The sequence below is a fragment of the Pseudomonas sp. FW300-N1A1 genome (genome assembly GCF_058789115.1).
This window is the reverse complement of sequence record NZ_JBYTBK010000002.1, coordinates 162,355-176,445: the sequence shown is the minus strand read 5'-3', so window position 1 is coordinate 176,445 and position 14,091 is coordinate 162,355. Positions and strand designations below refer to the sequence as shown.

Here is a 14,091-nt window from a genome sequence, read left to right as displayed (position 1 = left end):
TCCCGCTCGGCTGCGAAGCAGTCGTAAAACCTTTGATCGCGGATTGTCAGGTACAACCCGGATTGCGGATTGCGACCGCTTCGCGCTCAAGCGGGAGCAAGCTCCCTCGCCACAGAAGCCTTTCACTTCCAATTGAAGGACATTACCCATGCTCGAATCCCTGGAAAAAATGCTCGCCAAGGGTGTGGATAACTCGCTGCTGCGGTTCGGGCTGGGCAAGGGCTATCTGGATCTTGGGGAAAATGCCAAGGCTGCCGAACATTTCCAGCGCTGCGTCGAATTCGATCCGAAATACTCCGCGGCCTGGAAGCTATTGGGCAAGGCCCATCTGGCGCTGAAGGATTATCCAGCCGCGCGCCAGGCCTGGGAGCAAGGGCTTGAAGCCGCCCGCGTCCATGGCGACAAGCAGGCGGAAAAGGAAATGACCGTATTTCTGAAGAAGCTCGAACGCCAGGCGCAGTGACTATGCTGCACCTGACCGGCCTGCGCCAGGTTATCCACAGGTCGGCCTGGCCAACTCAGTACCAGCGTGCTTCACCCGGTGGGCGTTTCTTGAAGCGCTTCATGCTCCACATGTACTGGCTCGGATAAGCGCGCACGTACCGCTCGACCACCTGGCTCATGGCCGCGCAGGAGGTCTCGGTATCGGTGCTGTACATGGCCTCTGGCGCCGCTTCCAGGATCACTTTGTAGCCTGAGCCATCCGGCAGGCGCAGGGCATGCAGGAACACACCAACGGCTTTGCCGCCGGCCAGCATGTTCGGCACAAACTTGCTGGTCAGGGCCTTGGTGGCGAAAAAGGGCACGAAGATACCGGCGGATTCGGCCGGCTCCGGGTCGGCCGGAATGCCAACAGCCCCGCCTTTGCGGACTTCCTTGATGACACTGAGGATGCCTTCCTTGGTCGAAGCGGCAACCCGGTTGCCCAATTGCACCCGTTGCTTGCGCAGCAACTCGTCCACGGCCTTGAGCTTGGGCGGACGGTAGAAAATGATCGGTTTGCACTGGCTGCAGTAAAAATGGTTCAGCACTTCCCAGTTGCCCAGATGGCTGGTGATGCCGACCACGCCCTTGCCCGAGGCCAGCGCCGCCTTGAGCACATCGAGGCCTTCGACTTCACGCACCAGGTCGATGGAGCGCTGGGCCGGCCAGATCCATGCGCAGGCGCTTTCAGTCAGGGATTTACCGATGTCCTTGAGGCTCTGCCCGACCAGGCGTTCGCGCTCGGCGGCGTCCATTTCAGGGAAGCACTTGGCGAGGTTGATCCGCACCACGTCGCGGGAGCGGTTGGGGATTTTCCACATCATCCAGCCAATCGCTGAACCTACCGTTTGTACTGCCCCCCACGGAAGCAGGGCAAACAACCGCAGAGCGCCTACCAGCAAGGCGCCTTTCAACTTATCCACAGGTCACTCCTGATCTCTTGTGCTGTGTGCGAACCGCACATTCTAACCGCGCGCCGCCAATGTGGCGTAACGATCACAATCGGTGGTGTGATCCATGACCATGCCCGATGCCTGCATCAGGGCATAGCAAATGGTCGGCCCGACAAAGGTGAACCCGGCTTTTTTCAAGCCTTTGCTCATCTCCACGGCGACCGGCGTCACGGCCGGAACCTGACTGCGATCCTTGAAATGGTTGATCGCAGGCGCGTCCCCGACGAACGACCAGAGAAACGCCACCGGGTCTTCCAGCGCCAGCCAGGCCTGGGCATTGCGCCGGGCGGCGTTGAGCTTCAGACGGTTGCGAATGATCCCCGGATCGAGCATCAGATCGTCTATTTCGGCGTCGCTCATCTGCGCCACGCGCTGCACGTCGAAGCCGAACAGCACCTCACGGTACCGCTCACGCTTCTTCAGTACGGTGATCCACGACAGGCCCGCCTGGAACCCTTCGAGCAAAAGCAACTCGAACAAGCGCTGCGCATCGCGTAGCGGTACGCCCCACTCCTGATCGTGATAAGCCATGTACAACGGATCGTCGGAACACCAAAAGCAGCGTGGCATAAGGCTCCAGGGGGCGTGCGCACGAACGAATCGGGTATACTCCCGCTCTTTAAATCGCAGCCCAAGAAACAGGTGAATTTCGTGAGCCAGCCTACGCCAGCCGTGCGTACCTTCCAAGACTTGATCCTCGCCCTCCAGCAATACTGGGCCGAGCAAGGTTGTGTGGTACTTCAGCCCTACGATATGGAAGTAGGCGCCGGCACTTTCCATACTGCCACGTTCCTGCGCGCCATCGGCCCGGAAACCTGGAACGCCGCTTATGTGCAGCCCAGTCGTCGCCCGACTGACGGCCGCTACGGCGAGAACCCGAACCGTCTGCAGCACTACTACCAATTCCAGGTAGTCCTGAAGCCGAACCCGGACAACTTCCAGGAACTGTACCTGGGCTCCCTCAAGCACGTGGGCCTGGACCCGCTGGTGCATGACATCCGTTTCGTCGAAGACAACTGGGAATCGCCGACCCTCGGCGCCTGGGGTCTGGGCTGGGAAGTCTGGCTCAACGGCATGGAAGTGACCCAGTTCACCTATTTCCAGCAAGCAGGCGGCATCGAGTGCTACCCGGTGACCGGCGAGATCACCTACGGTCTCGAGCGTCTGGCCATGTACCTGCAAGGCGTGGACTCGGTCTACGACCTGGTCTGGGCTGACGGCCCGATGGGCAAAGTGACCTACGGCGACGTGTTCCACCAGAACGAAGTGGAGCAGTCGACCTACAACTTCGAACACGCCAACGTCGAGAAGCTGTTCGAACTGTTCGATTTCTATGAAAGCGAAGCCAAGCGCCTGATCGAGCTGGATCAACCGCTGCCGCTGCCAAGCTATGAAATGGTCCTGAAGGCCTCGCACACCTTCAACCTGCTGGATGCACGCCGGGCAATCTCGGTGACCGCTCGTCAGCAATACATTCTGCGTGTGCGCACCCTGGCCCGTTCCGTTGCCCAGGCCTACCTGCTGGCTCGTGCCAAGCTGGGCTTCCCGATGGCAACCCCGGATCTGCGTGATGAAGTGTTGGCTAAGCTGGAGGCTGCACAATGAGTGCTCAAGATTTCCTGGTTGAACTGGGCACCGAAGAGCTGCCACCCAAGGCCCTGAACACCCTCGCCGAGGCATTCCTGGCCGGTATCGACAAGGGCCTGCAAGCCGCTGGCCTGAATTACGAGAGCAAAACCGTATACGCCGCGCCGCGTCGCCTGGCCGTGCTGATCACCGCGCTGGCCACCCAGCAGCCGGATCGCAGCATCAACCTCGATGGCCCGCCACGCCAGGCGGCCTTCGATGCCGAAGGCAACCCGACTCAAGCGGCCCTGGGCTTCGCCAAGAAATGTGGCGTGGACCTGAGCGAAATCGACCAGAGCGGGCCCAAGCTGCGTTACAGCCAAAGCATCGCCGGCAAGCCGACCGCCAGCCTGTTGCCGACCATCGTCGAAGACTCGCTGAACGACCTGCCGATTCCCAAGCGCATGCGCTGGGGCGCTCGCAAGGAAGAGTTCGTGCGTCCGACCCAATGGCTGGTGATGCTGCTCGGCGACCAAGTGGTCGACTGCACCATCCTCGCCCAGAAGGCCGGTCGCGACTCCCGTGGTCACCGCTTCCATCACCCGGACAGCGTGCGTATCACCTCGCCTGCCAACTACCTCAGTGACCTGCGCGCCGCCTATGTACTGGCCGATGCCAACGAGCGTCGCGAGCTGATCAGCAAACGTACCGCCGAGCTTGCCACGCTGCAGGAAGGCACCGCGATCGTGCCGCCGGCCTTGCTCGACGAAGTGACCGCCCTGGTTGAATGGCCGGTGCCGCTGGTCTGCTCATTCGAAGAACGCTTCCTCGATGTGCCGCAAGAAGCGCTGATCACCACCATGCAGGACAACCAGAAATACTTCTGCCTGCTGGATGTCGACGGCAAGTTGCTGCCACGTTTCATTACCGTGGCCAACATCGAGAGCAAAGACCCGCAGCAGATCATCGACGGTAACGAGAAAGTGGTTCGCCCACGCCTGACCGACGCCGAATTCTTCTTCAAGCAAGACAAGAAGCAGAAACTCGAAGACTTCAACCTGCGCCTGCAGAACGTGGTGTTCCAGGAAAAACTCGGCAGCGTCTACGACAAGGCCGAGCGTGTTTCCAAACTCGCCGCCTTCATTGCCCCGCACATTGGCGGCAACGCACAGTGGGCGGCCCGTGCTGGCCTGTTGTCCAAGTGCGACCTGGCGACCGAGATGGTCGGTGAGTTCCCGGAGATGCAAGGCGTTGCCGGTTACTACTACGCCCTCAACGATGGCGAGCCGGAAGATGTCGCGCTGGCGCTGAACGAGCAGTACATGCCGCGCGGTGCCGGTGCTGAACTGCCAGTCACCCTGACCGGGGCGGCGGTGGCTATCGCCGACAAACTCGACACCCTGGTCGGTATCTTCGGTATCGGCATGCTGCCTACCGGCAGCAAGGACCCCTATGCCTTGCGCCGTGCCGCGCTGGGCGTGCTGCGGATCCTGATCGACAAGAAACTCGACCTGGACCTGACCGATGCCGTGGCTTTCGCCGTCGCTGCGTTCGGCACCAAGGTCAAGGGCGCCGGCCTGGCCGATTCGGTCCTGGAGTTCATCTTCGACCGTCTGCGTGCCCGTTATGAAGACGAAGGCGTGGATGTGGCCACCTACCTGTCGGTACGTGCCCTGAAGCCGGGTTCTGCCCTGGACTTCGACCAGCGCGTACAAGCGGTGCAAGCGTTCCGCCAGTTGCCGGAAGCAGCTGCACTGGCTGCCGTGAACAAGCGTGTGTCGAACCTGCTGAGCAAACTCGAAGGCAGCGTGCCGACTACTGTCGAAGCCAAGTATTTCGACAATGCCAACGAGTTCTCCCTGTACTCGGCGATCCAGCAAGCGGATCAAGCGGTGCAGCCAATGGCCGCGGCCCGTCAGTACAGCGAGTCGCTGGCACGCCTGGCCGCCTTGCGCGAGCCGGTGGATGCCTTCTTCGAAGCCGTGATGGTCAACGCAGAAGACGCCAAGGTGCGTGCCAACCGTTATGCGCTGCTGGCACGTCTGCGTGGCCTGTTCCTGGGCGTTGCCGACATTTCGTTGCTGGGGTAAGACGGCTTGAAACTGCTGATACTCGATCGGGACGGGGTGATCAACTACGACTCCGACGCTTACATCAAGTCGGTGGAGGAGTGGAATCCTCTGCCCGGCTCGATCGAAGCCATCGCGCGGTTGAGCAAGGCCGGCTGGACGGTAGCGGTCGCTACCAACCAGTCGGGCATTGCTCGAGGCTACTACGATGTCGCCACCCTCGACGCCATGCACGCGCGCCTGCGCCAGCTTGTGGCCGAGCAGGGTGGTGAACTCGGCCTGATCGTCTATTGCCCCCACGGGCCTGACGAAGGCTGTGAATGTCGCAAGCCCAAACCCGGCATGCTTAAAACCATTGCCGCACATTACGACGTGGCTCTGACGGGCCTGTGGTTCGTCGGCGACAGTCTCGGTGACCTGAAGGCGGCAGAAGCCGTCGACTGTCAGCCAGTTTTGGTAAAAACCGGGAAAGGCGAGAAGACTCAGGGCTTGACCCTGCCGGCAGGCACTTTGATTTTTGACGATCTGGCGGCGATTGCCGCAGAACTTATCAACAACTAGGGCGATTCTGACATCCTGATCAAGGACTGTTCGGGAGCGCGCTTTTTAGAAGGCGGGCATTGCCCCGCAACGGTAAACGCGACCATGTCGATCTTGCAGGCAATCAGAACCTTTCTTTTTTACCTGCTGCTGGGCACCAGCTCGTTGCTGTGGTGCAGCCTGAGCTTTTTTATCGCGCCGTTCCTGCCGTTCAAGGCGCGTTATCGCTTCATCAACGTCTATTGGTGCCGTTGCGCACTGTGGCTGAGCAAGGTGTTCCTGGGCATCCGCTTTGAAGTCAAAGGCGCTGAAAACGTCCCTGAACAGCCCTGTGTGATTCTGTCGAACCACCAGAGCACCTGGGAAACGTTCTTCCTCTCGGCCTATTTCGAGCCCCTGAGCCAGGTGCTCAAGCGCGAACTGCTGTATGTGCCGTTCTTTGGTTGGGCGATGGCCATGCTGCGACCGATCGCCATCGATCGTGACAACCCGAAAGCCGCACTCAAGCACGTGGCGAAGAAGGGCGATGAGCTGCTCAAGGATAACGTCTGGGTGTTGATCTTCCCGGAAGGCACCCGCGTTCCGTTCGGTACGGTGGGCAAGTTCTCTCGCGGCGGGACGGCATTGGCAGTCAATGCCCAGTTGCCGGTGCTGCCAATCGCCCACAACGCCGGCAAGTTCTGGCCAAAGACCGGTTGGGCGAAAACCCCCGGCACGATCACGGTGGTCATTGGTGCGCCGATGTATGCCGAGGGTAGCGGGCCACGGGCGATTGCCGAGCTCAACGACCGCGCCGCAGCCTGGAATGAACAGACCCAACGCGACATGGGTTCGCTGCCGCCTCTGTCCGCCGTAACGGACAAGGAAGCGATTTGAGATTCTGTGGATAACCTGTGCACCGTTTCATTGGAAAAAGACGTAATTGATATCTAAATCCATGATTTACATACATATTTCTTAAGCTAATAAAACGCCGTAAAAGGTGCATAAGTTTTCGCAGTCATAAAAAAACCGGCACTGGATGCCGGTTTTTTTATGCCCGTCTTAATCATCCAGCAATGGCAGCTGGACACTGAAGGTCGTGCCTTGCCCGATCTGGCTTTGGCAAAGGATCCGTCCGCCATGACGATCCAGTACGGCTTTGACCATCGACAACCCCAGGCCCAATCCGTCACTGCCCTGCGACGAGGCAAAACGTCGGTACTGGCTGAACAACTCCGGCAACTCCGCCGCCGATATGCCTTTGCCCTGATCGCTGATGTCACAGGTCAACCAGCCCTGTGTACAACTCACCCGCACCGTGACCCTTGAGCCAGACGGGCTGTACTTGATGGCGTTTTCCAGCAAGTTGAACAGCGCCCGGGTCAGCAATGACTGATCCGCCAACACCATGCCTTCGGCATCGTCATCCAGGTCATGCTGCAACTCGATCTGCTTGAGCTGCGCGATGCTCATCGCTTGATCGAAGGCATCGAGCACCAGCATCGCGAACATGCTCGGCTCGAACTGGTAGGCCTCGGACTCGGCCTTGGCCAGCTGTACAAACGCCTCGGTCAGGCCCAGGGCCTTGCGTACCTGCAACTCGATCTGGGCGAACAACTGCGCGTCTCCCGCACCCTGGCAATGCTGTACGTCGAGCAGCGCCAGAATCGCTGAATGCGGCGCGCGCAGGTCGTGGGAGAGAAAGCGCATCAGCACTGCGCGTTGTTCCTCGGCCTCACGTTCGACACTCAAATCCGTGAAACTGAGCAGCCAGCCAATCGCCGTTCCGCCTTCGGCCGGAAACAGCGATGCCACGTCCAGGCGCAGGCTCCGGCCATGGATATCGCGGAACTCATTGCTTTCAAGGGCCGATAGCGCGGGACGTGCCCCTTCAAGCAGGCCTGGATAACCCAGGGCCGCAAGCTGCGACAGTAAGTCTTCACCGACCAGGTCACCGGCAAACAGACTCCGGGCATTTCGATTGGCCAGCAGAATACGCCCATCCGGTCCACTGATCAGGGTGGCCACGGGCAAGTACTCAAGACCGTCCGAGATAAAGCGCCGGGTATCGCGGGTCCGGCTCATCGCCTGCTCCAGCGCAACGATCTGCCCCTGCAGCACATCACCGGCCGGAGAAGCCGTGCGACGACGTTCGGGGAACACTTTGGGCTCGCTGTCGAGCCGTGCCAGTTCCCAGCCGAAGTAGGCGAGCACAGCGCTCAGCCGGCGCCAGTTCCAGATCAGGTACCCCAGCAACATCCCCAGCACACTCGCGGCCGGTGACCACCACCAGCCCGCCCTGAGCATGAGTGCCGAAGTGAGCAGGGCCGTTGCCATGCCACCCAGGGTCAGCCACAAGGCTCGTCGTGGGCGGAACAACAGCAAGGCCAGCAACAGGGCGACCATGGCCGTCGACAGCGAAACCCTCCAGCCATCGCCCAGCACCACAATGCTGCGCTGCTGGAGCAGACCATTCAGCAGGTTGGCCTGAATCTCGATACCCGCTGTCGTGCCGACACTCGCTGATTGCGGTGTGACGTAGCGATCGCCTAACCCTGGGGCGGTGGAACCGATCAGGATCAGGCGATCGCGCAGCAATTGCGCCGGTACTTCACCGCGCAGCACGCTGACGTACGGAACGCTGGGAAACCCTGCATTCATGCTGATAAAGGGAATTCGAATGCGCTGGGTTCGCTGCCAACCTTGCACCGTCGACACCGCGGACGAGCCGGGGAGGGTATCCGGGCCGTCGGTGGTCGTCTCGTAGAGCAACCACGCCAATTGTGATCTTGGGGCGCGCTCAGGGCCCTCACGCAGGTACACGCTGCGCACGATGCCATCCGCGTCTGCCTCGGCATTGATATGCCCGACCCCCTTGGCGCAGCGGCTCAACGGTGCCACAGGTTCGATTTCACCCAGCGGCTGGCCATAACGGGCGACCCCTTCGCGCAGCAACGGAATAAACACATTGCCAGCCTGGCAGATTGCCTGGGCCAGGCGAAGATCATGCTCGGGGGTTTTGGCCGGCTCGCTGAAGATAACGTCAAACAGAATGCCCCGGGGCCCGGCGGCCGACAACCGATCAAGCAGGTCGGCGTGCATCGTCCGCGGCCAGGGCCATTGCCCTAACTGCTGCAAGCTGTAGTCGTCGATGGTGATGATGAGAATGCGCGGGTCAACCGGTAGCGGACTCAGGCGCCGCAGGTTGTCATACAGCAGGTTGCTCAGCGTCAGTCCCTGGCTCAAGGACAGTACGGCCGTTAGCGGCAACAGGATCAGGCTGACCCAGAGCCATTCACGGACCAACCGGCGAAACAGTCGCTGCGCCTGAGTGGGCTCGCGACCTTCCTTCCTTGGCCAGCGCCTCATCGGCAAAGCGCCGGACGCTTATTGAACCCGCGTGGTCCGAGGGTAATAGAAGATGTCATATACCCCGGTTTCTCCTTCAAGCCCCTGCGCGTCAAATGCAGAGAGCCGAACATGGTAGTAGAACGCCTTCAACCCGATGAAGTTTATCTCAGGCGTACTGGAAAACTGTTCCTGCTTGATGTTCATGAACGAGGTGTCCGTGGCGACTTGCGCCCGATAGCGCGTGGCGCCTTGCACAGGTTGCATGATCAGTTGCCAGGCCGGTGCCGGTCCGGTCTGGCCTGCCTGTCCGAGCAATCGGGGAGGGGGCAGCAGGTCGGTTGGTATCAACGTGCCTTCCTTCTGGATCCGTAATCCCTGGCGGGCCATCACCTGCACGTCAGCATCCGTATCGGCCTGGGCCGACGGTTTTCCCGGTGTTTTTTTCAGCGGCGCGTCACCCTCATCGCGGTCAACGGCAACCTGGCCATTGAGCACTTCAATCAATGAGTGCCCATTGTCTTCATTGCGTACCCGGAAGTGCGTGCCACGAACACCGAGCACGCCCACCGGCGTCACGATCTGGAAACGATCATAGTCGCTGGCGCGCTTGATGACATAGGACTCGACCTGGCCTTGATCAAGAGTCACCTGCGCCACCTTGAGTTCTTCGTTAAGGCTCAAGGTTACCTGGGAACTGGATGGCAGGACGATGCGCGACCCATCGCCCAGCGACAGGCTGACAAATGCCGAAGGGGAGGTCTTCACACCTTCGTGTTCATCCACCGTCATCCCTTCTTCCAGGGCAACCTGCTTGCCTTTGCGGTCAAGCTTCCAGGCCTCGCCCGTCAGGTGTTCGATCGTGGCAGGCAGGGGTTGTCCGCGACATTGCTGATTATCATCAATGTACGGCAGGCGCTTGGCGGTGAAAAAAGCGGCCAATGCACTCTGGGTCAACGAACCCGACAAGCCCGCGACCAGCAACAATAAGGTGCCGAAACGGCGGCAGTGCAAAGAAGTGATCGAGTTCATAGGATTCGCTGTTCACGCTTTTTCTGAAGACCTGGCGGACCCACTGATTCGTCAGCCTTGCGCACCATACCTGACAGGGCTCTGCTACAGATAGCCCACGCCTATGCAAAACGCCATCATCTATATAAAAAGCTGTCGCGATTTTCCTTGAACGCGCGCCCCTCGAAAGGGGAAAGTGACACGTCCCTGTGTCGGATCGAATCCGAATCGACCCGGTGGAAAGTGAGAAGGCACTCCATTTTTTCCCCTGAACTGCAGACCGCAAGCGAACCGGCGATCGGCGGTCCCGCCAGGCTGGCGATGACACTCCCTGTGTCGGGGCACATCCCAATGCCCCTGTGCCTCTCAACACTTGAGAAGTTACCAACACCAACACGCGGTGAGGCAATTCTCAATATTTCTTCAGAATTGCCCGTTCAGCATTTCAGAACACCCAGCGTGGTTGGTCCCCCTGCGTGTGCAGCGGTGCCGAATACGCTTCATCCCCGGACGTACTCACCGGTGCGAATCCCCGTGAGTCGCTGAAGCCTGCATACGCCACAACGGGGCTGTAGTAACGCGGCGACACGGGTTTATCCGGCGCGGCATGACTTGAGTTCACCGCGGGCGAAGCGGCTCCGAGGCAGGCAATGAGTACCAACGACATACAAGCTTTCATCGCGATGCCTCGGTTCACCGTCGCCATCACTGCACGAGGATTCAGCCTGTTCCCCATTGTTCCTTCCTTGCACCTTCGAGCGGATACCTGCCGATTACCGGCTAATTGATATCAGCCTACCCAGCCCTGAAGCATCTGCAGCAAATCGCCATAATTGTTCAGATTCGAACAATCAGCCTAAACTCGGCACTGTAGGACTATTTACCCACAGCACTCTACGAGATGAAGGAAGCACTCCGCATGCGTGTCGCAATACTGGATGATGAACCCGCCGAGCTACGCCGGGTGGAACAGACACTGCGACAAATGCCGGAAGCCGGGGAAGACGCCTGGGGCTTGCACTGTTTCGAGCGAGGAGAGGACCTGCTGCGTCAGCTTCGCCGCGAAACCTTCGACTTGCTGATACTCGACTGGCAACTGCCCGACATCAGTGGGCTGGCGCTGCTGCGCTGGACCCGTGAGCACATGGAGGCGCCTCCGGCCGCCATCATGCTCACCAGCCGGGACGCTGAAAGCGACATCGTTCAGGCGCTCAACGCCGGAGCGGACGATTACGTCAGCAAGCCATTTCGCCCCAACGAACTCAAAGCCCGCGTTAACGCCGTGCTGCGTCGCCATGGTTTGCAACGCGGCACCGCCAGCGAAGTATTGAGCTTCAATGACCTGGTGTTCGATGACGCAGAGCTGACCGTCACCCGTGCCGGCAATCCCATCAGCTTCACCGAACGCGAGTACCGCCTGGCGCGCTGCCTGTTTGCCAACCTCGGCCGACCGCTGTCGCGGGAGTACCTCTATGAGCGTTTCTGGTCCCATGAAGAGATGGTGTCTTCCAGGCCCCTGGATACCCACATCTATCGCCTGCGCAACAAGCTCGGCCTGACCGCTGATCGTGGCTGGCAGTTGCTGACCATCTATGGCTACGGCTATCGCCTGGAAAGCGTCACGACGACGAGTGAGTAACGAGCCTTCACGGTTAGACGCGAACGAAAAAAAAGGCCAACGCTAAACGTTGGCCTTTTTCGTTACTGCAGATCGAACCGGATCAGAAGTCCAGATTGGACACTGCCAGGGCGTTGCTTTCGATGAAGTCACGACGTGGCTCGACCGCATCACCCATCAGGGTGTTGAAGATCTGGTCAGCGCCAATGGCGTCTTCGATGGTCACTTTGAGCATCCGGCGCGAGCTTGGGTCCATGGTGGTTTCCCACAGCTGATCCGGGTTCATCTCACCCAGACCTTTGTAGCGCTGGATGGTATGGCGCTTGGTGCTTTCGGCCATCAGCCACTCAAGAGCTTCCTTGAACTCGGTGACGGCTTTCTTGCGCTCGCCGCGCTGGATGTACGCACCGTCGTCCAACAGGGTGCTCAGTTGAGCGCCCAGGGACACAACGGTCTTGTAGTCATTACTGCCGAAGAAGTCGCGGTTGAAGGTGACGTAGTTCGACAGGCCATGGGAGATCAGCTCGACCTCTGGCAGCCAGACGTTACGTTCACGGTCTTCACGCAGGCTGGCCTTGTAGACCAGACCCGATTTCTCGACGGTACGCAGACGTACTTCGAACTGAGCCAGCCAATCCTGCATCGCTGCGTGATCGGACAGTTGCTCCAGGCTGACGGCCGGCAGGTAGATGAAGTGCTCGGTCAGCTCCTGTGGATACAGGCGCGACAGACGCTTGAGGGTCTTCATCACAAGACGGAAGTCATTGACCAGACGCTCAAGGGCTTCACCCGAGATACCCGGTGCATCTTCGTTCAAGTGCAGGCTCGCGTCTTCCAGGGCCGACTGCGTCATGTACTCTTCCATGGCGTCGTCGTCTTTGATGTATTGCTCTTGCTTGCCTTTCTTCACTTTGTACAACGGCGGCTGCGCGATGTAGATGTAGCCGCGCTCGATCAGCTCCGGCAACTGACGGAAGAAGAAGGTCAGCAGCAGGGTACGGATGTGCGAACCGTCGACGTCAGCATCGGTCATGATGATGATGTTGTGATAACGCAACTTGTCGATGTTGTACTCGTCGCGGCCGATGCCGCAACCCAGTGCGGTGATCAAGGTGCCCACTTCCTGGGAAGAGATCATCTTGTCGAAGCGCGCCTTCTCGACGTTCAGGATTTTACCCTTGAGGGGCAGAATGGCCTGGGTCCGACGGTTACGACCCTGCTTGGCGGAACCGCCAGCAGAGTCACCTTCCACAAGGTACAGTTCGGAGAGGGCAGGGTCTTTTTCCTGGCAGTCCGCCAGTTTGCCCGGCAGGCCGGCGATATCCAGCGCGCCTTTACGACGAGTCATCTCACGGGCTTTACGCGCCGCTTCACGGGCACGGGCCGCGTCGATCATCTTGCCAACGACCAGCTTGGCTTCGTTCGGGTTTTCCAGCAGGAAGTCCGAGAAGTACTTGCCCATTTCCTGTTCGACAGCGGTCTTCACTTCGGAAGACACCAGCTTGTCCTTGGTCTGGGAGCTGAACTTCGGATCCGGCACTTTCACCGAAATGATCGCGGTCAGGCCTTCACGCGCATCGTCACCCGTGGTGGCGACTTTGTGCTTCTTGGCCAGGCCTTCGGCTTCGATGTAGGTGTTCAGGTTACGCGTCAGTGCGGAACGGAAACCCACCAGGTGAGTACCGCCATCGCGCTGAGGAATGTTGTTGGTGAAGCACAACAGGTTCTCGTTGAAGCTGTCGTTCCACTGCAGGGCGATCTCTACGCCGATGCCGTCTTCACGCTGGACGTTGAAGTGGAACACCTGGTTGACCGGGGTCTTGTTGGTGTTCAGGTACTCAACAAACGCACGCAGGCCGCCTTCGTACTTGAACAGCTCTTCCTTGCCGCTGCGCTCATCCTTGAGGACGATGCCGACACCGGAGTTGAGGAAGGACAGTTCGCGAATCCGCTTGGCCAGGATGTCCCAGCTGAAGTGGATATTCTTGAAGGTTTCAGCCGAAGGCTTGAAGTGGATCTGGGTACCGGTGGACTCACTGTCGCCAACGATCTTCATCGGCTCTTGTGGTACGCCGTGGACGTAGGTCTGTTCCCAGATCTTGCCGCTACGGCGAACGGTCAGCACCAGCTCTTCGGACAGGGCGTTCACTACCGACACACCTACACCGTGCAAGCCGCCGGATACTTTGTAGGAGTTGTCGTCGAACTTACCGCCGGCGTGCAGCACGGTCATGATGACCTCGGCTGCCGAAACGCCTTCTTCTTTATGCACGTCTACCGGAATGCCGCGACCGTTGTCGCGCACGGTAATGGATTCGTCCGGGTGGATGATGATGCTGATGTCGTCGCAGTGGCCGGCCAAAGCTTCGTCGATCGAGTTATCGACCACCTCGAACACCATGTGGTGCAGACCGCTGCCATCGTCTGTGTCACCAATGTACATACCGGGACGTTTGCGTACGGCATCCAGGCCTTTCAGCACTTTAATGCTCGTTGAGTCGTACGTATTTTCTTCGCTCAT

11 protein-coding genes are annotated in these 14,091 nt (G+C 59.6%); 6 read left to right on the top strand and 5 right to left on the bottom strand.

Annotation, left to right across the window (positions count from 1 at the left end):
* The first annotated feature begins 148 nt into the window (after positions 1-148).
* The gene (locus AC3WQN_RS03105; protein ID WP_095080990.1) at positions 149-463 is read left to right on the top strand and encodes a tetratricopeptide repeat protein; all 315 of its coding nucleotides are present in this window, start codon (positions 149-151) and stop codon (positions 461-463) included.
* Between the two features lie 55 nt (positions 464-518).
* On the opposite strand, the gene AC3WQN_RS03100 is transcribed toward AC3WQN_RS03105, so the two are convergent.
* Together AC3WQN_RS03100 and AC3WQN_RS03095 are read right to left on the bottom strand one after the other, a co-directional pair.
* Entirely contained in the window at positions 519-1,406 is an 888-nt protein-coding gene (locus AC3WQN_RS03100; RefSeq protein WP_103398626.1) for a lysophospholipid acyltransferase, read from the bottom strand.
* A gap of 42 nt (positions 1,407-1,448) precedes the next feature.
* A complete protein-coding gene (locus tag AC3WQN_RS03095) occupies positions 1,449-2,006 on the bottom strand; it encodes a DNA-3-methyladenine glycosylase I (RefSeq protein WP_095080994.1) in 558 nt (185 codons plus the stop codon).
* Positions 2,007-2,087: 81 nt separating this feature from the next.
* On the opposite strand from AC3WQN_RS03095, the gene glyQ reads away from it, so the two are divergent.
* The 4 genes from glyQ (at position 2,088) to AC3WQN_RS03075 (ending at position 6,487) form a co-directional block, all read left to right on the top strand.
* Positions 2,088-3,041: a glycine--tRNA ligase subunit alpha gene (gene glyQ / locus AC3WQN_RS03090; RefSeq protein WP_008155694.1), complete on the top strand. Its 954-nt coding sequence runs from the start codon at positions 2,088-2,090 to the stop codon at positions 3,039-3,041.
* Positions 3,038-5,092: a glycine--tRNA ligase subunit beta gene (gene glyS, locus AC3WQN_RS03085; protein ID WP_103398625.1), complete on the top strand. Its 2,055-nt coding sequence runs from the start codon at positions 3,038-3,040 to the stop codon at positions 5,090-5,092. The genes glyQ and glyS overlap by 4 nt, the downstream gene beginning before the upstream one ends.
* Before the next feature lie 6 nt (positions 5,093-5,098).
* Positions 5,099-5,632, top strand: a complete 534-nt coding sequence (gene gmhB, locus AC3WQN_RS03080) for a D-glycero-beta-D-manno-heptose 1,7-bisphosphate 7-phosphatase (RefSeq protein ID WP_103398624.1) — start codon at positions 5,099-5,101, stop codon at positions 5,630-5,632.
* A gap of 84 nt (positions 5,633-5,716) precedes the next feature.
* Positions 5,717-6,487, top strand: coding sequence for a lysophospholipid acyltransferase family protein (locus AC3WQN_RS03075; RefSeq protein ID WP_103398623.1), 771 nt, complete (start codon positions 5,717-5,719; stop codon positions 6,485-6,487).
* Between the two features lie 168 nt (positions 6,488-6,655).
* Here AC3WQN_RS03075 and AC3WQN_RS03070 read toward each other — a convergent pair whose 3' ends face one another.
* Together AC3WQN_RS03070 and AC3WQN_RS03065 are read right to left on the bottom strand one after the other, a co-directional pair.
* On the bottom strand, positions 6,656-8,962 hold the full coding sequence (locus tag AC3WQN_RS03070; RefSeq protein WP_103398622.1) for a CHASE2 domain-containing protein: 2,307 nt from the start codon (positions 8,960-8,962) through the stop codon (positions 6,656-6,658).
* A gap of 18 nt (positions 8,963-8,980) precedes the next feature.
* A complete protein-coding gene (locus AC3WQN_RS03065) occupies positions 8,981-9,973 on the bottom strand; it encodes a FecR family protein (protein ID WP_103398621.1) in 993 nt (330 codons plus the stop codon).
* Between the two features lie 898 nt (positions 9,974-10,871).
* Between AC3WQN_RS03065 and AC3WQN_RS03060 the strand changes: the two genes are divergently transcribed.
* Complete coding sequence (locus tag AC3WQN_RS03060; protein ID WP_103398620.1) at positions 10,872-11,591, top strand: response regulator transcription factor; 720 nt, start codon at positions 10,872-10,874, stop codon at positions 11,589-11,591.
* 82 nt (positions 11,592-11,673) lie between these two features.
* Here AC3WQN_RS03060 and gyrB read toward each other — a convergent pair whose 3' ends face one another.
* Complete coding sequence (gene gyrB, locus AC3WQN_RS03055) at positions 11,674-14,091, bottom strand: DNA topoisomerase (ATP-hydrolyzing) subunit B (RefSeq protein WP_103398619.1); 2,418 nt, start codon at positions 14,089-14,091, stop codon at positions 11,674-11,676.